General features: G+C 60.8%; 21 protein-coding genes and 2 pseudogenes. 19 read left to right on the top strand and 4 right to left on the bottom strand.

Going from position 1 to position 25,339, the window contains the following annotated elements; all coding sequences use genetic code 11:
* The first annotated feature begins 176 nt into the window (after positions 1 to 176).
* The 5 genes and pseudogenes from ACVENA_RS22075 to ACVENA_RS22055 all read left to right on the top strand — a co-directional run bounded on the left by ACVENA_RS22075 (position 177) and on the right by ACVENA_RS22055 (position 3,444).
* Entirely contained in the window at positions 177 to 1,202 is a 1,026-nt protein-coding gene (locus tag ACVENA_RS22075; protein WP_449325887.1) for an IS110 family transposase, read from the top strand.
* Positions 1,203 to 1,433: 231 nt separating this feature from the next.
* Positions 1,434 to 1,934, top strand: a pseudogene (locus ACVENA_RS22070) (MBL fold metallo-hydrolase); the annotation flags it as partial.
* Positions 1,931 to 2,371 (top strand): YeeE/YedE family protein, encoded by a 441-nt coding sequence (locus tag ACVENA_RS22065; RefSeq protein WP_449327085.1) that lies wholly within the window; start codon positions 1,931 to 1,933, stop codon positions 2,369 to 2,371. The pseudogene ACVENA_RS22070 and the gene ACVENA_RS22065, both read left to right, overlap by 4 nt.
* Complete coding sequence (locus tag ACVENA_RS22060; RefSeq protein ID WP_449327084.1) at positions 2,368 to 2,778, top strand: DUF6691 family protein; 411 nt, start codon at positions 2,368 to 2,370, stop codon at positions 2,776 to 2,778. Before ACVENA_RS22065 ends, ACVENA_RS22060 begins: the two co-directional genes overlap by 4 nt.
* A 24-nt stretch (positions 2,779 to 2,802) precedes the next feature.
* Positions 2,803 to 3,444, top strand: a complete 642-nt coding sequence (locus ACVENA_RS22055; RefSeq protein WP_449327083.1) for a TIGR01244 family sulfur transferase — start codon at positions 2,803 to 2,805, stop codon at positions 3,442 to 3,444.
* 3 nt (positions 3,445 to 3,447) lie between these two features.
* On the opposite strand, the gene ACVENA_RS22050 is transcribed toward ACVENA_RS22055, so the two are convergent.
* Positions 3,448 to 4,473, bottom strand: coding sequence for an IS110 family transposase (locus ACVENA_RS22050; RefSeq protein ID WP_449325887.1), 1,026 nt, complete (start codon positions 4,471 to 4,473; stop codon positions 3,448 to 3,450).
* A gap of 100 nt (positions 4,474 to 4,573) precedes the next feature.
* Between ACVENA_RS22050 and ACVENA_RS22045 the strand changes: the two are divergent.
* The 5 genes and pseudogenes from ACVENA_RS22045 to cydB all read left to right on the top strand — a co-directional run.
* Positions 4,574 to 5,719 (top strand): annotated as a pseudogene (locus tag ACVENA_RS22045) (NAD(P)/FAD-dependent oxidoreductase); the annotation flags it as partial.
* Between the two features lie 4 nt (positions 5,720 to 5,723).
* Positions 5,724 to 6,509, top strand: a complete 786-nt coding sequence (locus ACVENA_RS22040) for a sulfite exporter TauE/SafE family protein (protein ID WP_449327082.1) — start codon at positions 5,724 to 5,726, stop codon at positions 6,507 to 6,509.
* A gap of 10 nt (positions 6,510 to 6,519) precedes the next feature.
* Entirely contained in the window at positions 6,520 to 6,975 is a 456-nt protein-coding gene (locus tag ACVENA_RS22035) for a DoxX family protein (protein ID WP_449327081.1), read from the top strand.
* A gap of 35 nt (positions 6,976 to 7,010) precedes the next feature.
* Positions 7,011 to 8,417, top strand: a complete 1,407-nt coding sequence (locus tag ACVENA_RS22030; RefSeq protein WP_449327080.1) for a cytochrome ubiquinol oxidase subunit I — start codon at positions 7,011 to 7,013, stop codon at positions 8,415 to 8,417.
* A complete protein-coding gene (gene cydB, locus ACVENA_RS22025) occupies positions 8,414 to 9,412 on the top strand; it encodes a cytochrome d ubiquinol oxidase subunit II (RefSeq protein ID WP_449327079.1) in 999 nt (332 codons plus the stop codon). Before ACVENA_RS22030 ends, cydB begins: the two co-directional genes overlap by 4 nt.
* Before the next feature lie 530 nt (positions 9,413 to 9,942).
* Here cydB and ACVENA_RS22020 read toward each other — a convergent pair.
* Entirely contained in the window at positions 9,943 to 10,902 is a 960-nt protein-coding gene (locus ACVENA_RS22020; protein WP_449327078.1) for a hypothetical protein, read from the bottom strand.
* 125 nt (positions 10,903 to 11,027) lie between these two features.
* Between ACVENA_RS22020 and ACVENA_RS22015 the strand changes: the two genes are divergently transcribed.
* Positions 11,028 to 11,465, top strand: a complete 438-nt coding sequence (locus ACVENA_RS22015; RefSeq protein WP_449327077.1) for a hypothetical protein — start codon at positions 11,028 to 11,030, stop codon at positions 11,463 to 11,465.
* A 67-nt stretch (positions 11,466 to 11,532) separates the two neighbouring features.
* On the opposite strand, the gene ACVENA_RS22010 is transcribed toward ACVENA_RS22015, so the two are convergent.
* Positions 11,533 to 13,875, bottom strand: a complete 2,343-nt coding sequence (locus ACVENA_RS22010; RefSeq protein WP_449328984.1) for a TonB-dependent receptor — start codon at positions 13,873 to 13,875, stop codon at positions 11,533 to 11,535.
* A gap of 146 nt (positions 13,876 to 14,021) precedes the next feature.
* Between ACVENA_RS22010 and ACVENA_RS22005 the strand changes: the two genes are divergently transcribed.
* The 8 genes from ACVENA_RS22005 to ACVENA_RS21970 all read left to right on the top strand — a co-directional run bounded on the left by ACVENA_RS22005 (position 14,022) and on the right by ACVENA_RS21970 (position 23,129).
* Complete coding sequence (locus tag ACVENA_RS22005) at positions 14,022 to 14,612, top strand: TetR/AcrR family transcriptional regulator (RefSeq protein ID WP_449327076.1); 591 nt, start codon at positions 14,022 to 14,024, stop codon at positions 14,610 to 14,612.
* Between the two features lie 63 nt (positions 14,613 to 14,675).
* Positions 14,676 to 15,971: a glycoside hydrolase family 172 protein gene (locus ACVENA_RS22000; RefSeq protein ID WP_449327075.1), complete on the top strand. Its 1,296-nt coding sequence runs from the start codon at positions 14,676 to 14,678 to the stop codon at positions 15,969 to 15,971.
* A 215-nt stretch (positions 15,972 to 16,186) separates the two neighbouring features.
* Positions 16,187 to 16,642, top strand: a complete 456-nt coding sequence (locus ACVENA_RS21995; protein ID WP_449327074.1) for a DoxX family protein — start codon at positions 16,187 to 16,189, stop codon at positions 16,640 to 16,642.
* Positions 16,642 to 17,409 (top strand): hypothetical protein, encoded by a 768-nt coding sequence (locus ACVENA_RS21990; protein WP_449327073.1) that lies wholly within the window; start codon positions 16,642 to 16,644, stop codon positions 17,407 to 17,409. The genes ACVENA_RS21995 and ACVENA_RS21990 overlap by 1 nt, the downstream gene beginning before the upstream one ends.
* 124 nt (positions 17,410 to 17,533) lie before the next feature.
* Positions 17,534 to 19,762: a TonB-dependent receptor gene (locus ACVENA_RS21985; RefSeq protein WP_449327072.1), complete on the top strand. Its 2,229-nt coding sequence runs from the start codon at positions 17,534 to 17,536 to the stop codon at positions 19,760 to 19,762.
* Between the two features lie 232 nt (positions 19,763 to 19,994).
* Positions 19,995 to 21,371: a tannase/feruloyl esterase family alpha/beta hydrolase gene (locus tag ACVENA_RS21980; RefSeq protein ID WP_449327071.1), complete on the top strand. Its 1,377-nt coding sequence runs from the start codon at positions 19,995 to 19,997 to the stop codon at positions 21,369 to 21,371.
* 98 nt (positions 21,372 to 21,469) lie between these two features.
* On the top strand, positions 21,470 to 22,267 hold the full coding sequence (locus ACVENA_RS21975) for a phytanoyl-CoA dioxygenase family protein (RefSeq protein WP_449327070.1): 798 nt from the start codon (positions 21,470 to 21,472) through the stop codon (positions 22,265 to 22,267).
* 112 nt (positions 22,268 to 22,379) lie between these two features.
* A complete protein-coding gene (locus ACVENA_RS21970; protein WP_449327069.1) occupies positions 22,380 to 23,129 on the top strand; it encodes an FCD domain-containing protein in 750 nt (249 codons plus the stop codon).
* Here the strand turns inward: ACVENA_RS21970 and ACVENA_RS21965 are convergent.
* Positions 23,121 to 25,082 (bottom strand): cellulase family glycosylhydrolase, encoded by a 1,962-nt coding sequence (locus tag ACVENA_RS21965; RefSeq protein WP_449327068.1) that lies wholly within the window; start codon positions 25,080 to 25,082, stop codon positions 23,121 to 23,123. The genes ACVENA_RS21970 and ACVENA_RS21965 overlap by 9 nt on opposite strands.
* Positions 25,083 to 25,339: the final 257 nt, after the last annotated feature.

The raw sequence follows: 25,339 nt of genomic DNA, 5'->3' as shown, positions 1-25,339 counted from the left end.
CACGCAGCGCAAGGCCATCTTCAACAAACCAGCATCATATTATCCGAAAAGGGGGTCCCTCTTCGACGCCGATCGGGGGTCCCTTTTGAACACGATGACGTAATTGCTGCCGTTGTTCTCATTTGGGCGCGACAGCTGCAGGATGCGAGAAATCATCGTAACGGAGGAGCATCGCCATGAAGCACTATGTCGGACTGGACGTATCGCAAAAGGAAACGTCGATTTGCATCGTCGATGAGGCAGGACGGCCCATACACCAGGGCCGGGTGAAATCCGATCCGGGCGTGCTGGCGGCGGTCATCGCCAAGAAAGCTCCCAATGCCGAACGCGTCGGCCTCGAGACGGGCGCCATGTCGAGTTGGCTCTGGCATGAACTCAAGCGCACCGGTTTGCCCGTGGTCTGCATCGATGCGCGTCACGCCCATGCGGCCCTGTCCGTTCGCATGAACAAGAGCGACGAGAATGATGCTCGCGGTTTGGCGGAACTCGTCCGGGTCGGCTGGTATCGGGAGGTTGCCGTCAAGAGTGAAGAAAGCCAGACCGCGCGATCCATCCTCGTGTGTCGATCCCGATTGGTACGGGTCCGGCGCGACCTCGAAAACCAGATGCGGTCTATGCTGAAGGAATGCGGTCTGCTCTTTCCACGCGCTGCCGGCGGGCAATTCCAACGGCGGGTCAACGACCTCATCGCCGATGGCCATGCTCTCGGCCCCATTCTTCGGCCGCTGCTATCCGTGCACCAACAGACTTGTAGCGAACTGGAAAAGATCGACCGAACAATCCGCGACCTTGCGCGAGAGGATGAAACGACGCGGCGGCTCATGACCGTGCCGGGCATTGGCGTCGTCACGGCCCTGACATATCGTCACACGATCGACGATCCAACCCGTTTCCAGAATGCGGCAAAGGTTGGCGCTTATCTCGGACTTACGCCCCGCCGAAAGCAATCGGGTGAAATGGACGTCACGGGAAAAATCTCGCGCTGGGGCGACCGGTTGTTACGCGCCTATCTGTTCGAGGCGGCCAGCGTGCTGCTCCATCGAACCAAGCGGTGGTGCTCGCTCAAGGCGTGGGGGCTGCGGCTTGCGAAGCGAAGTGGCATGAAGAAGGCGCAGGTCGCGGTCGCCCGAAAGCTCGCCATCATCCTTCATTGTATCTGGGTGGATGGAACCGAGTTCGAGTGGGGGAAGCAGCCTGCCTGACCGTCATACCCACCCTGAGATTGCAGGCCTGACGCCAGACCTGTGATGATCCACCGGGACGGTGGTTGCGGTGACCTCGTTCAAACGGCTGCGGACTTCCAGGACCGCGTTGCGCACGTTGAGGCATCCGACCCGGACATCATCATGAGGCATGACCTCGAAAAGGACCATGACCCCGGTTCGGATCAATATGCAGGCTTGACAGATACCCGCAATTAAAGGGCCGTTTGACACCTGTGGAAGGACGGCGACCTGTTTCAAATCGGTGATCTGCCGGTCACGGTGCTGCACGTGCCGGGCCATACGCCAGCCGATAACGCCTATGTAATTGGCGATGCGGCGTTCGTCGGCGACACGATGTTCATGCCCGACTATGGCACCGCGCGCGCTGACTTTCCCGGCGGCGATGCGCGCCAGCTCTTCCGCTCGCTTCGCCGCATCCTTGAGCTGCCGTCCCAGACGCGCCTGTTCATGTGCCACGACTATCTGCCCGAGGGCCGAGACAATTATGTCTGGGAAACCACCGTCGCCGACGAGCGCGCGCACAATATCCACGCGCATGACGGGGTGAGCGAGGACGAATTCGTCGCGATGCGCGAAGCGCGCGACATTGCGCTGTCGATGCCAAGGCTGATCATGCCGTCGATTCAGGTCAATATGCGGGCGGGGCATATGCCCGCGCCAGAGGACAACGGCATCCGCTACCTCAAGATCCCCGTGAACGCGGTATGATTGCCTCCTTTCCGCAAGCGATGCCGGTTGCTGGCCTGATCGGAGGCCTGCTGATCGGGGTCAGTGCCGCGATCATGCTACTGGGCAATGGCCGCATTGCCGGGGTAAGTGGCCTCGGAGCTCGTGCAATCGGCCTTGCGGAGTCCGGCGCACCGCGGGCGATGGCGGCAACATTCATCATCGGCCTGCCGCTCGGCGCTGGCTTGGTATCGCTACTCCTTGACGGTGTGCTGACGCGTTACCCGAGCGCGTCGTGGCAGATCGTCCTCGGCGGCCTTTTCGTCGGTTATGGAACGCGGCTCGGATCGGGCTGCACGAGCGGGCATGGCGTGTGCGGCATGGCCCGCCTTTCGCCGCGCTCGACCGCTGCGACACTCATCTTCATGGCCAGCGGTATTGCGACCGTTGCACTGATGCGCATGGCGAATCTCCTGTGATCCGTCCGATTGCCGCACTTGTTGCAGGAACGGTCTTCGGCGCCGGCCTCGCAGTTTCGGGGATGGTCGACCCGCAGCGCGTCCGCGCCTTCCTCGACGTCTTCGGCCCTTGGGATCCGACGCTCGCCTTCGTGATGGGCGGCGCTCTGCTACCGATGGCTCTTGCTTGGCTCATTCAGCGCCGGCTCGCGCGTCCGGCATTCGCCGATGCCTTCGACCTACCTGCGACCAAGGGGATAGACCCACGGCTGGCCAGTGGCGCGGCACTGTTCGGGATCGGCTGGGGTCTGAGCGGCCTTTGCCCCGGCCCGGCGATCGCAGGCCTCGCGCTGGCACCTATGGACGCGGCCCTGGCGGTCCTCGCCATCATCGCCGGGATGGCCCTGCATCGTATGACCCAACGCTAAACCCGCAAAAGCCGGAGAGGATCAATGGAGATCAAATCAATTAGCCCGCAGCTGAGTGTCAGCCCGCAAATTCAGCCCGGAGAGATTCCTGCAATTGCGGCGGCCGGGTATCGTTCGATCATATGCAATCGTCCCGACGGCGAGGAGGCGGACCAACCAATCGCCGCCGCAATTGCGGAGGCTGCGCAGCGGTCCGGCCTTGCCTTTACCCACCTGCCGGTGGTCGCGGGAAAGATCAGCGAGACCGACGCCCTCCTCATGGCGAATGCGCTGGCCAGCCTGCCTGCGCCCGTGCTCGCATTCTGCCGAACGGGCAACCGTTCGGAAAAGCTGGCCGCCATGGCGTCCGCGGCTGCGCATCCCACCGACCGCGCCCTTCATCATCATATCGTCGTCGTCGGGGGCGGCGCGGCGGGGATTGCGGTCGCGGCAAGCATCAAACGGCGCCCTTTAATTGCGGGTATCTGTCAAGCCTGCATATTGATCCGAACCGGGGTCATGGTCCTTTTCGAGGTCATGCCTCATGATGATGTCCGGGTCGGATGCCTCAACGTGCGCAACGCGGTCCTGGAAGTCCGCAGCCGTTTGAACGAGGTCACCGCAACCACCGTCCCGGTGGATCATCACAGGTCTGGCGTCAGGCCTGCAATCTCAGGGTGGGTATGACGGTCAGGCAGGCTGCTTCCCCCACTCGAACTCGGTTCCATCCACCCAGATACAATGAAGGATGATGGCGAGCTTTCGGGCGACCGCGACCTGCGCCTTCTTCATGCCACTTCGCTTCGCAAGCCGCAGCCCCCACGCCTTGAGCGAGCACCACCGCTTGGTTCGATGGAGCAGCACGCTGGCCGCCTCGAACAGATAGGCGCGTAACAACCGGTCGCCCCAGCGCGAGATTTTTCCCGTGACGTCCATTTCACCCGATTGCTTTCGGCGGGGCGTAAGTCCGAGATAAGCGCCAACCTTTGCCGCATTCTGGAAACGGGTTGGATCGTCGATCGTGTGACGATATGTCAGGGCCGTGACGACGCCAATGCCCGGCACGGTCATGAGCCGCCGCGTCGTTTCATCCTCTCGCGCAAGGTCGCGGATTGTTCGGTCGATCTTTTCCAGTTCGCTACAAGTCTGTTGGTGCACGGATAGCAGCGGCCGAAGAATGGGGCCGAGAGCATGGCCATCGGCGATGAGGTCGTTGACCCGCCGTTGGAATTGCCCGCCGGCAGCGCGTGGAAAGAGCAGACCGCATTCCTTCAGCATAGACCGCATCTGGTTTTCGAGGTCGCGCCGGACCCGTACCAATCGGGATCGACACACGAGGATGGATCGCGCGGTCTGGCTTTCTTCACTCTTGACGGCAACCTCCCGATACCAGCCGACCCGGACGAGTTCCGCCAAACCGCGAGCATCATTCTCGTCGCTCTTGTTCATGCGAACGGACAGGGCCGCATGGGCGTGACGCGCATCGATGCAGACCACGGGCAAACCGGTGCGCTTGAGTTCATGCCAGAGCCAACTCGACATGGCGCCCGTCTCGAGGCCGACGCGTTCGGCATTGGGAGCTTTCTTGGCGATGACCGCCGCCAGCACGCCCGGATCGGATTTCACCCGGCCCTGGTGTATGGGCCGTCCTGCCTCATCGACGATGCAAATCGACGTTTCCTTTTGCGATACGTCCAGTCCGACATAGTGCTTCATGGCGATGCTCCTCCGTTACGATGATTTCTCGCATCCTGCAGCTGTCGCGCCCAAATGAGAACAACGGCAGCAATTACGTCATCGTGACCAAAGCGTCACAATCGCTATCATCGAACCGTCCGACGACCATTATTATCAACCCGGTTGGACGATGGTCGGTGCCGGTGTCTTCGACGCACCCTTCACCCATCGCTCCGAAGCCGCCCTGATCCCGAAGGGCGTCGAGTGGATCAAGGGGGCCGTCGCTGCGTTCGAGCCCGACGCCAATCGTGTCGAGCTCACCGACGAGCGGCGAATCGGCTATGATGTGCTGATCGTCTGTCCGGGCATCAAGCTCGATTGGAACGCAATCCCCGGCCTCGCTCAAACGCTCGGCGAGAATGGCGTAACATCGAACTATCGATACGATCTGGCGCCCTACACCAATAAGCTTGTCCGCCAGTTCAAGGGCGGAACCGCCCTCTTCACGCAGCCGCCCATGCCGATCAAATGCGCCGGGGCCCCGCAGAAAGCGATGTATCTCTCCTGCCACCGCTGGGAGAAGTCTGGAACACTTGCTGCAGCGGACGTCCAGTTCCATAACGCAGGCGCAGTGCTGTTCGGCGTTCCCGAATATGTTCCGGCGCTGATGGAGTATGTCGAACGCTACGGCATCGATCTCAATTTTGAATCCAAGCTCGTCGCGATCGATGGGCCCGAACGGACCGCCACCTTCGAACAACGCCGCGGCGGCGAGGTCGCGACGGTCAGGCAGCGCTTCGACATGATCCATGTCGTGCCACCGCAAGTCGCACCGGACTTCGTCCGTGCAAGTCCGCTCGCCGCGCCGTCCGGTTTCGTCGCCGTCGACGAGGCGACTCTGCGCCATCCCTCCTATCCCAATATTTTCGCGCTTGGCGACGCGTGCGCCGCCCCCAACGCGAAGACGGCTGCCGCCGCCCGCAAGCAGGCGCCAGTCGTCGCGGTCAACGCGCTCGCGGCGCTGGCGGGCAAACCGCCGGTGGCGGATTATGACGGCTATGGCAGTTGCCCGCTGACCGTCGAGGCGGGGAAGATCGTGCTCGCCGAATTCGGCTATGGCGGTAAGTTGCTGCCAAGCTTTCCGTCGTGGCTCATCGACGGCACCCGGCCATCGCGTCTGTCGTGGCTGCTCAAGGACACGATCCTGCCGCCCGTCTATTGGCACGGCATGCTCAAGGGCCGCGAATGGATGGTGAAGCCCCATATGATCGGCGCCGAAGGATGATGGGATGATCGACGCCCTTCACTACGGCCTCGGCGGCGTGTCGGGCATATTGGTCGGCTTCGTGCTCGGCCTTGTCGGTGGCGGCGGATCGATCCTTGCCGTGCCGCTGCTTCTGTATCTCGTCGGCGTGAAGAACCCGCATATCGCGATCGGCACCAGCGCCTTTGCGGTGGCGGCGAATGCCGCGATCGGATTGTGGAACCACGCGCGCGCAGGGACAGTCAACTGGCGCTGCGGTTTCATCTACGCCGGAGCCGGCGTCATCGGTGCCTTCGCCGGATCGACGCTCGGCAAGAGCATCGACGGGCATCAATTGCTGTTGCTATTCGCTCTTTTGATGATCGTGGTCGCGATCCTGATGTTCCGCGGGCGCGGCAACGAAGGGATCGAAGGCGCGATGTGCAGCCGCGAGAATGTCGGCAAGGTCGCCGGCTATGGCCTCGGCACCGGCGCATTTTCGGGCTTCTTCGGTATCGGCGGCGGCTTCCTGATTGTGCCCGGCCTTGTCGCCTCGACCTCGATGCCGATCCTGCGCGCGATCGGCACCTCGCTAGTCGCGGTGACCGCCTTCGGTCTCACGACCTCTTTCAACTATGCGCTGTCGGGCCTCGTCAACTGGCCGCTCGCGGCGGTGTTCATCTTCGGCGGCATCGCCGGGAGCGCAATCGGAACCCGCGCCGCACGCGCGCTGTCGTCCGACAAGGGCAGGCTCAACATGATCTTTGCCGGCTTCGTCATGATCGTTGCCGTTTATATGTTGTGGAAAAGTTGGATAGAGCTGAACGGATAGGAGACGGGAAATGGTCAGGAAGATAGAATCCGCTCTGACGCCGGGCCCGCGAACACGCGCTTTGATCGATCCGATATTCAGGCTGCTTACCAGCCTGATATTCATTATCGGCGGCCTCGGCCATTTCGGTCAGCACCAGATGATGCTCGATCGGATGGAGGAGTCGCCTTGGGCCGATAGCATAAAAATGATCGGCGATCCTTCGCTGTTGCTCTGGCTCTCCGGTATCGTCTTTGTCGTGGCGGGCGTCACGCTGGCGGCGGGATATATGACGCGGATTTCGGCGCTGCTGTTGTTCGTGACGCTCGTGCCGGTGACCATTACGATCCACCTCGTACCCGATCCCACTCACGTCGGACCATTGTTCAAGAATGTCGCGATCCTCGGCGCGCTCCTGTTCCTGTGGGCCCATGGGCCCGGAGCCTTTGCGCTCGACACACGGAGCGATGCCGAGATTCGTCGCTGAGAGTTTCCTCTCATCACTTGCCCGAGAGATAAGTCATGATCGAACAGGAATGGGCGATATTGCTCGCCCGCATTCAATTTGCCTTCACCGTCAGCTTCCATTTTTTGTTCCCGGCCTTTTCGATAGGTCTCGCGAGTTTCCTCGCGGTGCTCGAAGGGCTGTGGCTGAAGACCGGTAACGGCGTCTACGCCAACCTGTACCGCTATTGGCTCAAGATTTTTGCGGTGGTTTTCGCAATGGGCGTCGTCTCCGGCATCGTCATGTCCTACCAGTTCGGCACGAACTGGTCGGTCTTCTCGGACAAGGCCGGCCCCGTCATCGGCCCGCTGATGGCCTATGAAGTGCTGACCGCCTTCTTCCTCGAGGCGGGTTTCCTTGGAGTCATGCTGTTCGGCATCAACAAGGTCGGCCGTAAGCTGCACTTCGTCGCGACGCTGGCGGTGGCGCTCGGCACCTTCATCTCTGCTTTCTGGATCCTGTCGGTGAACAGCTGGATGCAGACCCCGGCGGGCTTCGAGATGGGGGCGAACGGGCAATTTCTTCCCGGCGACAGCTGGCTGCCGATCATCTTCAACCCCAGCTTTCCCTATCGCCTCGTCCACACGGTCCTCGCGGCCTATCTAACGACCGCCTTTGCGGTGGGCGGCGTCGGCGCGTGGCACCTGCTGAAGGAACGGCAGAACCCCGGCGCGCGCAAGATGTTCTCGATGGCGATGTGGATGGCGGCGATCGTCGCGCCGATCCAGGTCGTCGCGGGCGATTTCCACGGTCTCAACACGTTGGAGCATCAGCCGGTCAAGGTGATGGCGATGGAAGGCCACTATCAGAGCCACCCCGACGGCGCGCCGCTCGTCCTTTTCGGCATACCCAACAGCAAGGAAAAGCGCGTCGATTATGCCGTCGAAATCCCGAAAGCCTCCTCGCTCATCCTGAAGCACGATCCCGACGCGCCGCTCAAGGGCCTCGATACGGTTCCCGATGCCGACGAGCCGCCGGTGGGCATCGTCTTCTGGGCCTTTCGCATCATGGTGGGCCTCGGCATGGCGATGGTCGGGATCGGCCTGTGGAGTCTCTTCGCGCGCGCACGGCGCCGACTCTACGATATGTCCTGGCTGCACCGCGCCGCCGTCGCGATGGGGCCAGGCGGCTTTGTTGCCGTCCTTGCCGGCTGGGTCACCACTGAAGTCGGTCGCCAGCCGTTCACCGTCTATGGCTTGCTCCGCACCGCCGACAGCGCGTCGCCGCTCGACGCGCCCGCGGTCGCCGCGTCGCTGCTCGCGTTCGTCGTCGTCTATTTCGCGGTGTTCGGCATGGGCATCTGGTACCTGCTGCGGCTTATGAAAAAGCCGCCCGAAGCCCATGAGGCCGCGCTCGACGGCATGCCGATCCGATCCGCCGGGATTACGCCCGCCGCTGCCGTCATTGAAGGAGAAGGCGCATGATCGATCTTACCATGATCTGGGCCTCGATCATCGGCTTTGCGATCATCGCCTATGTCGTGATGGACGGCTTCGATCTCGGCATCGGCATCCTTTTTCCCTTCTTCAAGGTGGGCAAGGATCGCGACACCGCGATGAACAGCATCGCGCCGGTGTGGGACGGCAATGAGACATGGCTCGTCATGGGTGTTGGCGGCCTGCTTGCGGCCTTTCCACTTGCCTATGCGATCATTCTTCCCGCGCTCTACGCACCGATGATCGCCATGCTGCTCGGCCTCGTCTTTCGCGGCGTGGCGTTCGAGTTCCGCTGGCGCGACCCGGCGCACCGCGCGTTCTGGGATCGCGCCTTCACGCTTGGCTCGATCGCCGCGACCTTCGCGCAAGGCATCGCGCTCGGTGCGCTGCTCCAAGGTATCACCGTCGAGGGCCGCGCCTACGCAGGTGGCTGGTGGGAATGGCTGTCGCCTTTCAGCCTGCTGACGGGGGCTGGGCTGGTCGTCGGCTATGCGCTGCTCGGCGCATGCTGGCTCAACTGGAAGACCGAGGGCGCGCTGCAGCGCCAGGCCATAACCTATGCGGGGCGCCTGGGCATTCTTCTACTCGCCATGATCGGCGCGATCAGCCTCGCCACGCTGACGCTGGAGGCGCAATATCACCAGCGCTGGTTGAGCTATCCCGGCGTGCTCGCGACCGCGCAAGTGCCGCTCGCCACCATCATCGTCACCTTCCTCTTCTATCGCAGCCTGCGTCTGAATCGCGACGCACAACCTTTTTTCTGGGCTCTTGCGCTCTTCGGGCTCTGCCTGGTCGGTCTCGGCGTCTCGATCTGGCCCGACGTGATCCCGGCGCGCGTCACGATCTGGGAAGCTGCCGCTCCGTATCGCAGCCAAGTCTTCATGCTCGTCGGCGCCGCGATCATGGTCCCGATCATTCTCGCCTACACTGCATGGTCCTACTGGGTGTTCCGCGGTAAAGTCGGACACGACGGATATCATTGACGATGACAAGGCTTAAGAAGTTCGCCTGGTTCGTCGCAATCTGGGTGGGCAGCGTGCTGGTGCTGGCGGCCCTCGGAGCGATAATAAGGGCTGTCCTGCGCGCCTGACGGATTCTGAAACCTGATCCTCGCAGAAGATATCGCCGTAGCCGGTCCGCTGAAACAACGCGACTTGCCTCGACCGGAGCGCGTTCCACTGGCCCGCCCAAACGCGTAACGTGAAATGGGAAAGTGCCCGCCAGATCGTCCAATCTGGCGGGCACCAAATGAAGAGCAGGCTCTCTGAAAAGAAGAAGCTCTTCTGGGTCGCATAGCCGGACTAGCGGGTCGGACCAGGTTGCGATTGGATGAAAACGCCAAAATGAGTTGAAGCCCAGTAATCGCGGCGCGGCAAGGCAGGAGAGTGGGGTACGAAAAAAGCGGGTTCCGGCAACATCGCTGCAAGGAGGTTTGGGAGCAACGAAGCCGGAACCCGAGCGATCAGCCTTCTGAGGCTGCCGCCTGACTCGGCCGTACCCGGGCCGAGGGAGATCAATATTGGTCGAACCAGGCCTTAATTCCTCCCGGACCGACCATGTCAGCCGTCAGATTGTGCCCTTCGCCATTGGTCTTGACCGCCGCTGTGCGTCCCTGCGCGATCAGCTTGTCGTAATAGGCATACATGGTGGCAATGGGGACGACCGTGTCTTCGGTGCCATGGAAGAATTTCGTCGGCGGGTGATTGGCCGGCAGGGTTGCCGGCACATTGCAGACCGTGCCAATGCAATTCGCATAGGAAGCGGAATGGATAGCGAGCGCCTTCCATACATTGTCGCTGTTCCAGGACACGGCCATCCGGCTGGTATTGTAACCGCCGCTGGACATCCCGAATGCGAAGCGACGATCCATATTGAATTGGCTCGCCGGACCATAGGCTCCGCTTTCGATCGCCGACCATAGCGACGGGAAGAAGCAATAGTCGCTGCTCAGATTATAGGCGATCGGCAAATTGGTGTCCCAGAAGCGCGTGACCAGCAGTTGCACGGCGGCCTGCGGCATAACGACCGCATATTTCTTGCCGGTGTTGCCCGGATCATCCAGAAGCTCGTGCAGCGTCGCCGCAAGGTGACGCGCACCGGGAGCATCGTTGGCCGGATCGGCCGGCCCGAAAGTCGTCGGACCATCCGCCGGAGGCGGCGAAGCAAGATTGGTCCCGTGATAATAGAATACCACCGGCCAACCCCCGGCTGGAGGCGTACCTTCGGGCACCTGATAGGTCACCGATCGGTTCGTGTTTCCGCCGGTGCAGGAGCCGCCCAGATTATATTTATAGCTTTGCGTCGTCGCGACCATCGAGCATGCGTATGTACCGCTTGCTGAAAGCGTGCATCGCGCCGCGTGCGCTGGCGCAGGAGCGAAAGCGATCCCGAGACCGACCACGCTCAGCGCCGCGGTCGTCCATGTCGTCGAAAGCGACGCGACCAGAGTCGCAAGACCCTTAAGATATTTCATGACCCTCGCTCCTTTCAAAGTAAAATGGTCTAGTCTATGAATTTTTCATCCTTATTTCTACAATATACTTGCGTATTCATAATAGTTATGCGAGAATGTTCATATCATTATCGAGGGAGGATGCCGTGAATAATAGGCTGGTCTTATTGTCTATCGGTATCGGATCAATTCTTGCGATTGCTGCATTCACCACCCTGATTGGGACAGCGCCACCCGGCGACCCCCACGCGGATCCGATTTTGTTGCCGGGACAAGGGCCAGAGGCCAAGGTCTCACCGTCGGCTTCTACATTGCCGTCAGAGTGGCTCGTCGACCCATCCGGCATTGCGCCGGAAATCGAGCTGGAAATATTGCGGGATGCGGGCGACCCGGCCGCCAAGTTGCGCGGGGTCAAACTCGCCGGTGACCGGCAACAGGTCGCGTGCGGCGAGATCCTCGCGACAAACTCGCGGAAATACGCAAAATTCGTCTGGCTCGCCGACGCCAGCAAGGTCGTCGCGGACGACGGCAAGGGTTTATATGCCCAGGTGGCGCCCTTATGCGACGGCAAGGGCCTCCCATAGGCCGAACACATCGGATTGATCGCGATGTGTTCGGCCTCCCCCTCTAAGTTGGCTTGCCTGGCGACCATCAGAACTTCAGTCCTGCCGTCACATAAACTTGCCTGGGATTACCGTAAAAGGCGGTTAGCACGCCTTCGGCTCCAAGCGTCGAACTCAGGCCAGGCTGGCCGTTTGCGAGGATGAAATCGCCCGTGTCGGGATTCTGGCGAAGGAAGTTATAACCCGATGTGATGTAACGCTTGTCGGTCAGATTTCGGCCATGAAGGCCGAAGGACCAGCGGTCGTCGTCCGAGCGCCAGACAAGGCTGGCGTCCCAGAGCGCATAGCCTGGCTGATCGAGTCCCGGGATACGCAATTCGAACTGCTGGGTCTTGCTCCGGTATGAAAGGGTCGTGTTGAGCCCGAGTCGGCCAGCGCCGACGGGAAGGCTGTAGTCGAGCGTACTGCTGAGCGTCCATGTGGGCGTATTCTGGATTTTGCGCCGGTCGGCCACATCGATGCCGCGCGCATCGATGAAGCGGAGATAGTCGGCGTTGATGTAGCCCAGCGTCCACGATCCGTTGAGGCGGTCCCCCGCCGCGCCCATATCGCGCCCGAGCATCCAGCGCCCTTCGAACTCGGCGCCCTGAAAACGGGCCTTGCCGGCATTTGTGGTGATACCGATGAAGGTAGGAACGCCGCCGACGACGGTTCCGATCGACCCCGGCACCTGGACATCACGGTAGTCGGCATGAAAAAGCGCTAGCCCGATCATCCCTCGGCCGCCTGCGAGAGAGGCCTTGTAGCCCGCTTCATAGCTGTCGACCGTTTCCGGGTCGAAGGCCATGAAATCGAAGAGCTCGGACGGCGAGCACGCGCCTCCCTGCGCGTTGCGGCAAGCGGTCGTAACGCCGCGCGGGTCGAACCCGCCTCCCTTGAAGCCGGCCGAGTAGGACAGATAAAGCGTATGATCCTTAGCCGGATGATAGGCGAGCGTCGCTTTCGGCGTGAATTTGCGGAAAGTTGCACGGCCGTCGAAATCCGACTGGGTTAGCGCCAATACGCCGGTTCCACCGAAGAAAGGCGAACCGCCGCCTCCGACATAAACGCCGCGATTGACGTCCGATGCGCGCTTGTCCCACGTGTAACGGCCGCCAAGCGACAGGCTGAGGCTGTCGGAGAAATCATAGGTCAAATCTCCAAAGACCGCGTAGGTCTTGGTATCGACACCGCCGAATGTGAAGGCCGCGAGACCGCCCGGCAACCGGACGTCAAAGGCGGTGACAGCGCGAGCATCGAGATAATAGGCGCCGATCAGAACATTCAGCTTGTCCGCGCTATAGAGTAGCTGCAGCTCCTGAGAGAATTGCCGATTGCGATAGATGCCCGGTACGTCGGCATCGACGGCCGGGAGCGCATCGAAGTCGATCGGACCGCGCGACCGATCGCGGCGGAATGCCGTGATGTTGCGAAGCGTAATCGCGTCGCTCGGTTTGAATTCGGCATAGAGGCTTACACCCCAAGCGCGAATATCCTGCTCGGGAAAATTCAGCGCACCGCGCGTGTCGAAGACGTCGTCAAGGACGGGGGCGCCTGACACCAGCCCAGGGATCAGCCGGTGCCCTCCTCGCGGCGCACTCTTGTCATGCGTATAGTCGCCTTGCACGCGCACGAAGAGGTTGTCGTCGTTATTTATCTCCGCGCTTGCACGGCCGGCCCAAACGTCCCGATTATAATTGTCCAGACCGGTGGTGAGATTGCGCCCGAACCCGTCGCGCGAAAGCCGTGCACCGGATGCCCCGAGCCGAAGCGTACCATCTCCCACCGGCATACCGCCGGACACGATGAGATCGGCATGTTCGTCGGTCCCCAGAGTTCCGCGCAGGCTCAGTTCGGGCTCGGCGCTCAGCCGCTTCGTGACATATTTGATCGCTCCGCCAATGGTATTTCGCCCATAGAGGGTTCCTTGCGGCCCGCGCAGAACCTCGATCCGCTCGACATTGTATATGTCGAGCAACGCCGCCTGCGGGCGAGCGAGATAGACGTCGTCGAGATAGATGCCGACGCCCGGTTCGAAACCGCCGACCGGATCCTGCTGTCCGACGCCGCGGATAAACGCCGTGAGGGTCGAGTTCGTGGCGCGCGACGCCTCGATGGTGACATTGGGAGTCGTATCCTCGATGTCGGTGATGTCGAGAGCGCCCGAGGCCTCGAGCTGCTCGCCCGAATAGGCCGTTACCGCAATTGGAACATCGACCAGACTTTCGGAGCGCCGGCGGGCCGTGACGACGATTTCGCTATCGTCGCCAGTTGTCGTGGAAGCCGGTGCCGGACCTGCTCCATCGCGATCCTGACCGATGGCCGGAGACCCCCCGGCTATCGCCATCAGAGCACATCCGAAAGCAAGCGACAACCTAAAGCGCCCCGACATAGACCCTCCCAATCCGTTCGGCCTATTCGCCGAATCTGACAAATTGCTGCCAGCAAATATCGTATGTGATAATTTTTCCGTCAAGCTTAAAAATACGGCACCGTATCTGTTGACGATCATTCGCGCGGTATCGATAAGATCGACCGATGAACGACAGCGAGCTTCGAGTCCGAAAACGCAATCGGACAAGCCGGATCGACGCGTCCGTCTGGCTCGAGGCGGCGCTCCGGCAGCTGGCTGACGGCGGGATCGACCAAGTGAGGATCGAGCCACTCGCCGCGCGCCTCGGGATCACCAAGGGCGCCTTTTATGCCCGCTATTCCAACAGGGATGAGTTGCTGTCCGCCATGCTCGACTATTGGCTGGAGGAGTCGACAGCGTCGGTCATCGCGACCTATGCGAATGTGGATGAGCCGGTCTCCGACCGCCTCGAGCGAATTTTGCTGACGCCGTTTCGCCGCGGCGACTTTCGGGAACGTGCGCGAATGGAGATGGCGATCCGCCTCTGGGCCCATCACGACCGGCGGGCAGCAGAAACCATGTCGCGCGTCGACGCGCAGCGGATGAGCTATATGAGAAAAATACTGCGAGCCAACGGGTTCGATGTGGGTGATGCACAAAGCCGCGCTTTCATGATCTATGCCTATATCCTGGCCGAGGGGACAATGTCGGAGGTCCCCGACGATGAGATTCGCCGCCGCTGTCGAGCAATGTTGCGCGCGGGTCCGGGCATTTAGGACTTGCCTCGCATCGGCATTGAATATTAACTATCCGTATGGACAGTTAATATTGGACAGGCCATGGATCGTCGAGACCTCCTGAAGGGTGGGCTGATACTGCCGGCGCCCGCTGCTTTGGTTGGCCAATTCGCTGCCGATCGGCTTGCCGTTGGAGACTATGATGTGATGGACGCAAGCCTGATCGATACTCGCCTCGATTGCCGTTCCATCAGCTTTGAAAATCCAACCGGCGCTCGCGGTGCCGGCGGAAGCGCTGCAGGTGGCCGGAAGGGCAGACCGGCACAGCTGATCCGCCCGGGCGAGCGCATCATCCTAGCCGATATCGCTGGCAGCGGCACGATCCGTCACATTTGGGCGACGACCGATGGATGGTCGCCCGCCGTGCTTCGCTCGCTGCGGCTCGAGGTGCGATACGACGGACTTGATGATCCGAGCGTGTCCGTACCTTTTTTCGATTTTTTCGGTCAGCCGCACGGCCGCACCCGCGAATTCTACTCGGCACTTTTATCGACGCATGAAAGCCGGGGGTTAAATTCGCACATGCCAATGCCGTTTCACCGGGCCATTCGGATCGATCTCAGAAACGAGTCGGAACGCCACATTCTCCTTTATTATCAAATAGACTACACTCTTGAGCCGCGTGAAGCCGTGCCGACAAGCTATCTTCATGCAACCTTCAGGCGCGAAAACCCCACGCGCTTGCGCGACGACTTCATCATTTTCGAAGGATTGGAGGGCCCCGGCCGCTTTCTCGGGTGCTCGGTGGGCGTGCGGGTGATCGATTCGGGCTCCTGGTATGGCGAAGGGGAGGTCAAAATCTTCCGGGACGGTGATCAGGATCTTCCCACCATCTGCGGCACGGGACTTGAGGATTATGTCGGGACCGCTTGGGGCATGGGGCCACATCATGGAACCTATTCCGGTGCACCTTTGGTAATGCCGGCGCCGGGCGACGCAAAGCCCGACGATTACAGGCCGGATCTTGTCAGCTTCTATCGATGGCACCTTCCCGATCCGATCATGTTCGAGCGCGAGATCAAGGTCACGATCCAGCAGATCGGCTTCGCGAAGTTCGGACCCGATCAGCGCGATGAGAAGCTGCAATATGAAGCTGCGCATCCGCCGGCCGGCCGTGGTTGGTCGACGGTCGCCGGAACGACCTTCGGGATTGTCGAAAGACGTGATGATTATTGCGCGACGGCATTCGTATATTGCAGTCGTCCTCAGCCCGTCTCCCGGTACGACCGGGAATGCGCCCTCGCCGACCTTGAGGAGTTTCCGTATGAGCCGAAGCGAGAACTGTCCGACGATCAGCGGGATGCTCTGAACCGCTCGTTTCTCGACAAAGCCGCGTAGCATCTGACGCGGCCCGAACGGTCGTGTGCTGCAACTTACGGTTGTGATGCAGGGGGAATGCAGAAGATCGATCGTCTCGCTTAGCGAGAGCGGAATTTTGCATTGGCGGCCCTTCGGGGCGGCAAATATCGTCGCCATGGGTCGGGGACGCGAAAAAGGGCGGGCTTGTGGACCATGCGCGCAGCTGCGCGGATATCGAAAGGGCGGGGTAGAGAATGTTGAGCGAAGTCGAACGCCGTCTCGAACCGACCGCAAGAACGCGCGCGATGATCGACCCGCTGTTCCGGGTGTTGACCAGCCTGATCTTTATCATCGGCGGGCTCGGGCATTTCGGACAGCATAAGATGATGCTGGAGCGCATGGCCGAGTCGCCGTGGCGCGATGCGGTAGCGATGATCGGCAGCCCGTCGGTGCTTCTTTGGCTTTCGGGTGCGGTATTCGTTGTCGCGGGACTTACCCTTGCAGTCGGCTGGATGACCCGCACGTCGGCATTGGCCTTATTCATCACGTTGGTACCGGTGACGGTCGCCATCCATGTCGTCCCAGATACCTCACATGTGGGTCCGCTTTTCAAGAATATCGCGATCCTCGGCGCCCTGCTGCTGATATGGGCACGAGGCCCGGGTGCATTTGCGATCGACAACATCGGCCGCCAGAGGAAATCCGACTGATGTGGCGGCAACTCGCTACTTGCGTTGCGGCGATTGCCATCGCGTCCACTGCCCACGCCGAGCCTACGCCAGTCACCGTCCATGTCATCAGCCAGGATGGCAAATATATCGGCGACACCATGGGCGGTGCCGAGGTCATCCTGCGAGACGTTGAGAGCGGCACGATCCTGGCTCGCGGCGTCACACGAGGCGGTACCGGCAATACGGCGCAGATCATGGAAGCCGAAGGCCGCAGCCCTATAAGGGCAACGCCGGATGCTGCCGGTTTCGAAACGACCCTCGACTTGTCCAGGCCGACGCTCGTGAGACTCGAAGCGCGCGGGCCGCTGGCCCATCCCGCCAGCCAACTCAGAGTATCCGCCGAGCGCTGGCTGATCCCTGGCCAGCGCCTGGATGCAGGAAATGGCTGGACGATCGAAATGCCCGGTCTCGTCGTATCACTGATTACCGACCCTGGTCGGCCTCGCGCCGGGTCGCGATTGGAGATTACGGCTCATGTCCAGCTGATGTGTGGCTGCCCTATCACGCGCGGAGGCATCTGGGACGCCGACGACTATGAGGTTACGGCACTCGTCTACCGCAAGGGCAAGCTCCTCACGCAAGTTCCCTTATCCTTCGAATCCGACCCAGGCCGCTTTGCGGGCATCGTCCAGCTCGGCACCCAAGGACATAGCGAGCTCATCATCGCCGCGCACAATCGCAAGACCGGGAACAGCGGGCTTGTCGTCCACCCCATTCAAATAGTCGCTGCCTCACCGAAGCCCTAGGCCAGCCTGCTCCTCAGAATGCGGCAGCGAATTTCGCATTGACTCGCCTGCCTACCGATCATATTTATAAATTAATGTCTCAAGTGGCATTTATTATAAAAATTATCTCTGGGGAGGGTTATATATGACATCCAGGTCTCTTCGCGTCGTCCTTTTCGCTTCGGCCTGCTGCGTGTTGCCGCAAGCGGCACTGGCCCAGGACAAGGGTCCGAATGAAGACCCGAATGGCGAGATCATCGTCACGGCTAACAAGCGCAGCGAGAGCGTTCAGAAAGTACCGGCCTCGATCGCGGTTGTCGGCGCAGCCGATCTCGAACGGAAGAATATCGCTGGCGTCGAGCAACTGGCCACCGCGGTGCCCGGGTTCGTCTACCGCGGGGGCTTCAATCCGACGAATACATCGCTCAGCATTCGCGGAATCAGTACCCTTTCCTACAGCCGCTCGATCGAGCCGTCGGTCGGTACCGTGATCGACGGCGTCGTGATCGGACTTCAGGGCCCCAATCTCTTCAATTTCAACGATGTGTCACGCGTCGAGGTCCTGCGGGGGCCGCAAGGCACGCTATTCGGTATCAACGCGTCTGCGGGCATCCTCAACATCGCAACCGAAGAGCCTGGCGACCAACTGTCGGCCAAATTCGGCGCCAGCTACGCCCAGCGTGACCAGGTTGATCTCTATGGCGCGGTCGGTGGCCCTATCGCGGGCGACAAGTTGCGCCTTCGCGTATCCGGCTTCTACAAGCGCTACGACGACTTTGTCGACAATCTGAACACCGGCGAGTCGCTGAATGGCGACAAGCAATATGGCGTGCGGGCCAAATTGATTTTCGAGCCCGATGACCAGACCAAGATGACGATCAACGCCGATGCAGCCTGGGATCGCAGCGACTGCTGCTCACCGGTCTTCATCAAGCTCGTTCCCGGTCGATCAAACGCTTTCGATACGCAGTTCTACGGCCCGCTGACGCCCAGAAGCAACGAGATCAACCTGCCCGGAAGCACCTTCTCGAAATCGAACGGCTTCGGGTTCAGCGCCCAATGGGATCGGTATCTGGGCGAGTATCTTCTCACCTCGATCACCGCCTATCGCGATTATTATATCGAGGCGGAAACGACGGTGGTGCAGCCGAGCCTCATCCTTCCCAGCAATTTCGCGACCGCGAAGCAGAACCAGCTTTCGCAGGAATTGCGCCTCGCCTCGCCGACCGGCGGATTGTTCGATTATGTGGTTGGCGCCTTCTATTTCAAGCAGTTGAAGTCCGGCAGCATCGACCAGAAGATCCGCTTGCGCGCGAACGGCTTCCAGCAGCAGAATCACTTGAATTTTGCCGACGCGGACAATGCCAACTATGCGCTGTTCGGCGAGGGCAACCTTCATCCGACGCAAGATCTGACCCTGATCGCCGGCGCACGATGGACCAAGTTCGACGTCAGTTTCCGCAATATCGGCCTTCCTCGTGAACCGGGCTATGCCGTGGTCAACCTCGCGCCCGGCGAGACGATTCAGGACAGCGTGTCGGCCGAGAAATGGTCGTGGAAGCTCGGTGCGCGCTGGCAGATGACGCCGAACGACATGATCTATGCGACGGTGTCGCGCGGGATCAAGGGACCTGCCTTCAACACGCTCGCGACCAATGTCACCGGTCCGCAGCGTGTGCGCCCCGAAGTCGCGACAAATTATGAAGTCGGCTTCAAGGGCAGCTTCTTCGACAATCGGGTGCGGACAAGCCTCGCGCTGTTTTCGACGACATTCAAGGACTTCCAGACTCAGGCGGTGGATACTGACCCCATTACGGGCCTGAGAACCTTCATTCTCGTGAACGCCGGTTCGATCCGGACACGCGGCTTCGAAGGCAGCCTGAACCTCTATCCCACCGACACAACCTCGATCGACGCAAGCGTCAGCTATATCGACGGCAAGTTCCGCAATTTTCCCGGCGGTCAATGCTTCTCGGGCCAAACCGCCGCACAAGGATGCGTCGGAGGGGTCCAAGATCTCAAGGGTGCGCCCCTTCCGGCCAATCCGAAATGGTCGTTCAATATCGGCGGCGAACAGGTGGTGAAATTTGGTTCCGCGCCCTTCGACGGCTTCATCAACCTCAACTATAACTGGCGCGGCCAGATCCAGTGGGACATCTTTCAGGATCCCCAGGCGATCGAGAATTCCGTGGGTCTCCTGTCGGGGTCTCTCGGAATCCGGGCGAAGAACGGGCGCTACACGCTCGCACTTTTCGGAAAGAATCTGACGAACAAATATTATACCAACAGCTTGACGCCTGGCACCGCCATCGTCGGCTTCATCCCCCTCGACTATCGCCGCCAGGTCGGGGTCAAACTGTCCTACAATTATTGAGTCTGCCAGCGGGAGAGGCCGGATGAAGCGACGCATATTAGCCGCTGTTGCCATTGTTGCCGCCGCTGCGGGCGCGGCCTCTCCCGCTGGGGCAACCGAGCCCGCAGCCAAATGTTCAAGCTTCGGACAAAGCGACTTTTCGCGCACCGTGGACGCCCCCGCTCAGATACTGGAGGCCCAGTTCACGCCGCCAAGCGGAGATCAGCCCGGTCTATGCCGGCTTACGGGGCTGGTGAATGCATCGACGACGTTCGAAATGCAGCTTCCGGCCGATCGCTGGAACGGGAAATTCCTCCAGGCTGGCTGCGCGGGGTTCTGCGGTCGCACCATGGGGTGGTACTGCCGCGATGCGACATCACGTGGATACGCCTGCATTGTCAGCGACCTTGGCCACCGCTCGGCGATCGCCAGCCCTGGGGCGCCGAGCCTCAGCGCGCTCTGGGCCTATGGCAGCGACAGTGCCCAGATAGACCATGGATTTCGCGCCTCGCACGCAACGACGTTGATCGGCAAGGCGATCGTCGAGCGATATTATGGTCGCAAGGCGGAGCGTTCCTATTTCAACGGCTGTTCGGAAGGCGGTCGCGAGGGATTGATCGCGGCGCAACGCTTCCCTTGGGATTTCGATGGCATCATTGCCGGCTCGCCGCTGATCGACACCGGCCGGACATTCCTCAGCGCATTGTGGATGGACCGAAAGGCACGCGATGCCAAAGGCACCGCGCTGCTCGACGCGGATGCCCTCTCACTCGTCCGTAACGCCGTGCTGAAGGCCTGTGATGGTAATGACGGCCTCGCCGACGGCGTGATAGGCGATCCGCGGCGCTGTCAGTTCGACCCTGCGTCGCTGGCATGTCATGGTGCTGGGGAGAAGAGCTGTCTGTCGGCCGCGCAAGTCGACGGTCTCGCGTCGCTGGTTGGCGGTCCGCGCACATCGTCCGGCGTCGCACTGGCGCCGGGCCTCAGCCCGGCAGCAGCCTTCGCGCGGCTGCTGGCGCCCGGGACCGCTGGCCGGTCGACCGGCGCAAGCTATGGCGAAGAATTTTTCCGATATATGGGATTCTCGCCGGCACCCGGTCCGAGCTGGAACGGCGCCGCCTTCGATTTCGATCTCGACGCACGCCGGTCGGGCGTCGCCGACGCTCTGCTGTCGGCGAACAACCCCGATCTTCGCCGATTTCGCGATGCCGGCGGCAAGCTGATCCTTTACCATGGCTGGGACGACCATCTTATCGCCCCGGGTCAGACGGTCGATTATTATGAGATGGTACGTAGTACGATGGGCGGGCAGGCTGCCACCGACCAATTTCTTCGCCTCTACATGGTTCCCGGGATGGATCATTGCGCGTTCGGGGGCGGTGCCTGGGCGATCGACCATTTGAGCTATCTCGAATCGTGGGTTGAGAAGGGCCAGGCACCTGACAGCCTGCTGGCAATGCGTCCTCGCCTCCCCGCCGATCCGGCTCAGGCCTTCGCACGGATAGGCAGATTCCCCATTCCTGCGGGCGAGGTCGAATATGCCCGCCCCATTTTCTCCTACCCGGGAAGATATCATTATCGTGGCCGAGGCGACCCGTCGCTCGCGAGCAGCTTCAACCGGCGAGACTAGGGTTGACTCGCCTCAATCGGCGGAAATTGCATTAATTTATTGATCTTTTGCCGTTTGCCCTTTAATTTATTTTTTATATCAATTTTTAGGATGATTCTATGCGCCAACCTGCCCCGCATCCGTTAAGCAAGAATTTTGAATGGGCCGACGTGCCGTCGGATCGTGCATTGCGGGTGCTGACGCGCGATCAGGTCGACAGCTTCGATCGCGACGGTTTTATTCATATCGAAGGCGTGTTCGACAGCGACGAACTCGACGCCATCGAGGCGGCGATCGACCCGATCGAAGCCGAGCTGGAGCGATTGGTAGCCGAGCAGGCTGGAGGACGCTCGCGTCTGACCGATGCTGGCACGATCACATTCACCACACATATCGTCAAACACTCGGAACCAGCACGTGCGTTCGCAAAAAATCGGAAAATCCGGGACATTTGCCTCGATCTGATGGGCGAACCCGCCCGCCTCTACTGGGATCAGTCGGTCTACAAGAAGACCGGCAAGAAGCAGGAGTTTCCGTGGCACCAGGATAATGGCTACACCTTCATCGAACCCCAGCAATATCTGACCTTCTGGATACCGCTTGTCGATGTCGACGAAACCAACGGTTGTCCCTGGATCGTGCCGGGATTGCATCGCGGCGGGACGTTGGAGCATTGGGAGACGCCGATCGGTCTCAAATGCCTGGAGGAGCATGAAGCTGCTGTCTGTGTCCCCGCGCGACGGGGAGACATCATACTCTTTTCGTCGCTTTCGCCTCATCGCACGGGCCCCAATCTTCGCGACGGTTCGGTGCGAAAGGCCTATATTCTGCAATATGCGCCGGACGGAGCGCATACGGTCGTGGATGGCGTCCGAATTCCGCAAAACGACGCCGATCGGCAGTTTCTTATCGATTGAGCTGTTTTGAACGCGGCTCGGGCTCGACCAGGCGCTAATTGACAGGATTTCAGGGCACGCTATTCGGATCGTCGCCGCGCCAGCGGCGCCTTGATGCTATAGGGGCCAATGCTTGCCGACCGACATTCCATCGATAAGCGGTTTCGACGACGAACGCCTGCGCCATCCGCGTGCAGCGGTCTCGAGCCCGAGTCATGCGATCGCCTACTGGTTGAAGCGCGATATCGTGCGCGGCGTTTTCCAGCCCAACGAGAGGCTCAAGCTCGACCTTTTGACACGCTATTATGGCGCTGGGCTCAGTCCGGTTCGCGAGGCCGTGCTGTTCCTTGCCGCTGGCGGCCTCGTTGCCCACGAGCATCAGAAGGGGCATCGGGTCGCTCCGGTCTCGTTGGCCGATTACCTCGATACCCTGCACGTCTACGACAGCATAAGACGCCTCGCGTTAGCGACTGCGATCGAGCGCGGAGACGATGAATGGGAAGAATTAGTTCTCGTGCAGTTGCACCGGTCGAAGAAGGTGGAACATGTGCTGCCGGGTGAAGACCATGAAGGTCGCGAGCGCTGGCAGCGCGCCTATATGGATTTCTACGATACGCTGATCAGCGGCTGTAAATCGCCGCTTCTGATCGAATATTACAGCGACCTGGTGGCTCGGGCCGAACGATATATCAATCTCTTTGCGGACCAGAGCAGCGATCACGAACGCGATCACGCGTCGGAGCATAGCGCGATCGTCGATGCGATCATTGCACGCGACCCTGCCCGTCTCAACAACCTGCTCGATGAGAGCAATCGCCGATCGAAGAGCATGCGAAATTCCACGATCGACGCGCTCAAAGCGCTGGAAAGGCGCTCAGCTTAGCCAGCTTGGCGCTCCCCTGATCGTCACTGCACCGCTCGCCTCGTGATCGATTGCGAGGCGCTGGGTGGACTGATCGAAGGTCCAGCTCGCCCGCGCTCCCTCGATGGCAACGGCTAGCCCGTCGGGGAAATGGATTTCCGGAACATATATAATTGACTGCAGCCCGGCGACGGCATCGACGGTCAGTTCGAACCGGCCACTGTCGCTGTCGAACCCAAATTGCGAAATGGTGCCGCCCGCAAATTGCGCATAAGGGCGGCAGAAACCGGAAATCGCTCGTCCGCCCGAGTGCGGATCTGCAGGATCTTCGCATTGGTCGAGCGAGAAGATCGAGAGATCTTCCTGGTTCCATCCGTCGCCGATCAACAAGTCGTTCCGGTTGGACGCAGTGTAATTCCACATCGTCGAACTGAGCAGGCGATGATCCATCGCGTCGTACATCAGCCCAAGCGCCGCGCTGTGTGGCGCCCAGATATCGGGCCCGCGCTCGCCCGCTTCCCATGCATCATAAGCAGCACCTTCATCGAGATCGAACGGAATCCCGAATTCCCCAATCAGTGTCGGCATCCCGCCCGGCTGGGCGCGCGACAGGCCTTCAACCACGCCCAGCTCGTCGATGAAGCGCGCCCGCACCGCGTCACGGGCCTCGCCTGTCGGCGTTTCGAACCGCTTGAAGAAGAGGGTCTTCACGTCATACCAGTGCGCGGCATTGACGGACCCTTCCGGAAGCGGCGTCGGCAGGTCGCGGCCCGACATGCCGCCGAAAGGGTCGATCTCCACGAAGGCGAGCCAATCCTGGCGGTAACGGCGTACAGCGTCGGCAACGCGATTGAAGAAGGGCCCCATCCCGTCGCCATAAACATCGAAGCCTCCCGCTTCGTCGGCGCGAAAATAGTCCTCCCGCAGTGCAACCCCTTCCTCGCCTTCGATCCGGTAAGCACCTGCAGCCTCGAACGGGCACTCGCGGCCTGGCAACCACACATTTTGGCGATGCGGATTGAGGGTGACCATTCCCGTCACCTCGGTGCGTCCAGTTTCAATGTTGCGGAGAAGCTGCGGTGCTTCGACCGCAAGTCCGCGCAACATCAGCAGCCCTTCAAGCGGTGTGAGCGCGGGCCCGACCCGCGGCGCAACGGGATTGATCGCGTCGGGTGCCACATGTCGGTAATTCATCGGATAGCCCAGCCAGCCGAGCCCCGGCTCGTTCAGCGTGTCGAAGCCAATGACGTGCGGCATGTCCGCCACCCGTGCTGCAACTTGTTCGAGGCAGCCGATATAGGATGTCTGGAGATAGTCCTGTATGTTGACGCCGTCGATCGCGAAGCGGGGTGTCAGGCGATTTCCTGCCCAGAACAGGCTCCACATCACGGCATTGGCAGGCAATCGGTGATTTCCGCCCCAGCTCATCTGCGGATAGGCGTCCTGCCGGCGTTGCGGATCCGAATAGTCGTAGCGGGCCTGCATGATGTGTGCCGCGCCTGCCCGGTCGAACTGACGAAAATCGAGACCCACGGCCTCGAAGACCCAGCCCGGTGCTCCGTCCCCACCCGACATGCGGCTCCACACATCCTGATGGAAATCGACGAACACATGCAACCCGTGCCGGCCGGCGCGCGCGCAGATTTCCGCATAATAGTCGAGATATTCCTGGTCGTAGTCACCCGGGCCCGCGTGCTCGATCGCTTCCCAGGTCGTCAGAAGGCGGAGGCAGTTGAACCCCCAATGGGCCAGCCGCCCAAGATGGGCATCGGCGTCTGAAAGCGGAAACGGGCGGCCAATGAAGCTCACCGTGCGGTGGTCGGAAAAGTCGGTCGGAAAGTTGGTGCCGCCGTCCGGCCATGGCACTTTACAATCCCCACCCAGATTGACGCCTCTCAGAATCACATGCCGGCCGTCCTCGTCGCGGAAGCGCGATCCATCAACCTTCAAACGCCCTGCCGCCGAAACTCGCATCCCCAAAATCCCTTCTCGCTGATCGGCATCGGGTAACCATCACCCTCCGATGCGCTCAGGCTAAGCAGTAGGCATTCGGTGGTCAACAAACATATAAAAAAATTGCATCCAACTTTGTGGCGTAAAATCAACGCTTTGTGATAATCAAACCGTTGACCAATCTGCCAGATTTGAGATTTTTCTCTTTTTTTGACAAATTTTGAGCGCTATGCCGGACTCGGCGTCCGAACCAGTGTCGGACTGATATCCTCGGGAGA

This window comes from Sphingopyxis sp. 550A, from assembly GCF_053569535.1.
This window is presented reverse-complemented; position numbering and strand designations above follow the sequence as displayed.

Bases quoted from the DNA above. Each gene is read 5' to 3' on its own strand.
- ACVENA_RS22075 (WP_449325887.1), top strand. From the start codon at position 177: ATGAAGCACTATGTCGGACTGGACGTATCGCAAAAGGAAACGTCGATT.
- ACVENA_RS22065 (WP_449327085.1), top strand. From the start codon at position 1,931: ATGATTGCCTCCTTTCCGCAAGCGATGCCGGTTGCTGGCCTGATCGGA.
- ACVENA_RS22055 (WP_449327083.1), top strand. From the start codon at position 2,803: ATGGAGATCAAATCAATTAGCCCGCAGCTGAGTGTCAGCCCGCAAATT.
- ACVENA_RS22050 (WP_449325887.1), bottom strand. From the start codon at position 4,473: ATGAAGCACTATGTCGGACTGGACGTATCGCAAAAGGAAACGTCGATT.
- ACVENA_RS22040 (WP_449327082.1), top strand. From the start codon at position 5,724: ATGATCGACGCCCTTCACTACGGCCTCGGCGGCGTGTCGGGCATATTG.
- ACVENA_RS22035 (WP_449327081.1), top strand. From the start codon at position 6,520: ATGGTCAGGAAGATAGAATCCGCTCTGACGCCGGGCCCGCGAACACGC.
- ACVENA_RS22030 (WP_449327080.1), top strand. From the start codon at position 7,011: ATGATCGAACAGGAATGGGCGATATTGCTCGCCCGCATTCAATTTGCC.
- cydB (WP_449327079.1), top strand. From the start codon at position 8,414: ATGATCGATCTTACCATGATCTGGGCCTCGATCATCGGCTTTGCGATC.
- ACVENA_RS22020 (WP_449327078.1), bottom strand. From the start codon at position 10,902: ATGAAATATCTTAAGGGTCTTGCGACTCTGGTCGCGTCGCTTTCGACG.
- ACVENA_RS22010 (WP_449328984.1), bottom strand. From the start codon at position 13,875: ATGTCGGGGCGCTTTAGGTTGTCGCTTGCTTTCGGATGTGCTCTGATG.
- ACVENA_RS22005 (WP_449327076.1), top strand. From the start codon at position 14,022: ATGAACGACAGCGAGCTTCGAGTCCGAAAACGCAATCGGACAAGCCGG.
- ACVENA_RS22000 (WP_449327075.1), top strand. From the start codon at position 14,676: ATGGATCGTCGAGACCTCCTGAAGGGTGGGCTGATACTGCCGGCGCCC.
- ACVENA_RS21995 (WP_449327074.1), top strand. From the start codon at position 16,187: ATGTTGAGCGAAGTCGAACGCCGTCTCGAACCGACCGCAAGAACGCGC.
- ACVENA_RS21990 (WP_449327073.1), top strand. From the start codon at position 16,642: ATGTGGCGGCAACTCGCTACTTGCGTTGCGGCGATTGCCATCGCGTCC.
- ACVENA_RS21985 (WP_449327072.1), top strand. From the start codon at position 17,534: ATGACATCCAGGTCTCTTCGCGTCGTCCTTTTCGCTTCGGCCTGCTGC.
- ACVENA_RS21975 (WP_449327070.1), top strand. From the start codon at position 21,470: ATGCGCCAACCTGCCCCGCATCCGTTAAGCAAGAATTTTGAATGGGCC.
- ACVENA_RS21965 (WP_449327068.1), bottom strand. From the start codon at position 25,082: ATGCGAGTTTCGGCGGCAGGGCGTTTGAAGGTTGATGGATCGCGCTTC.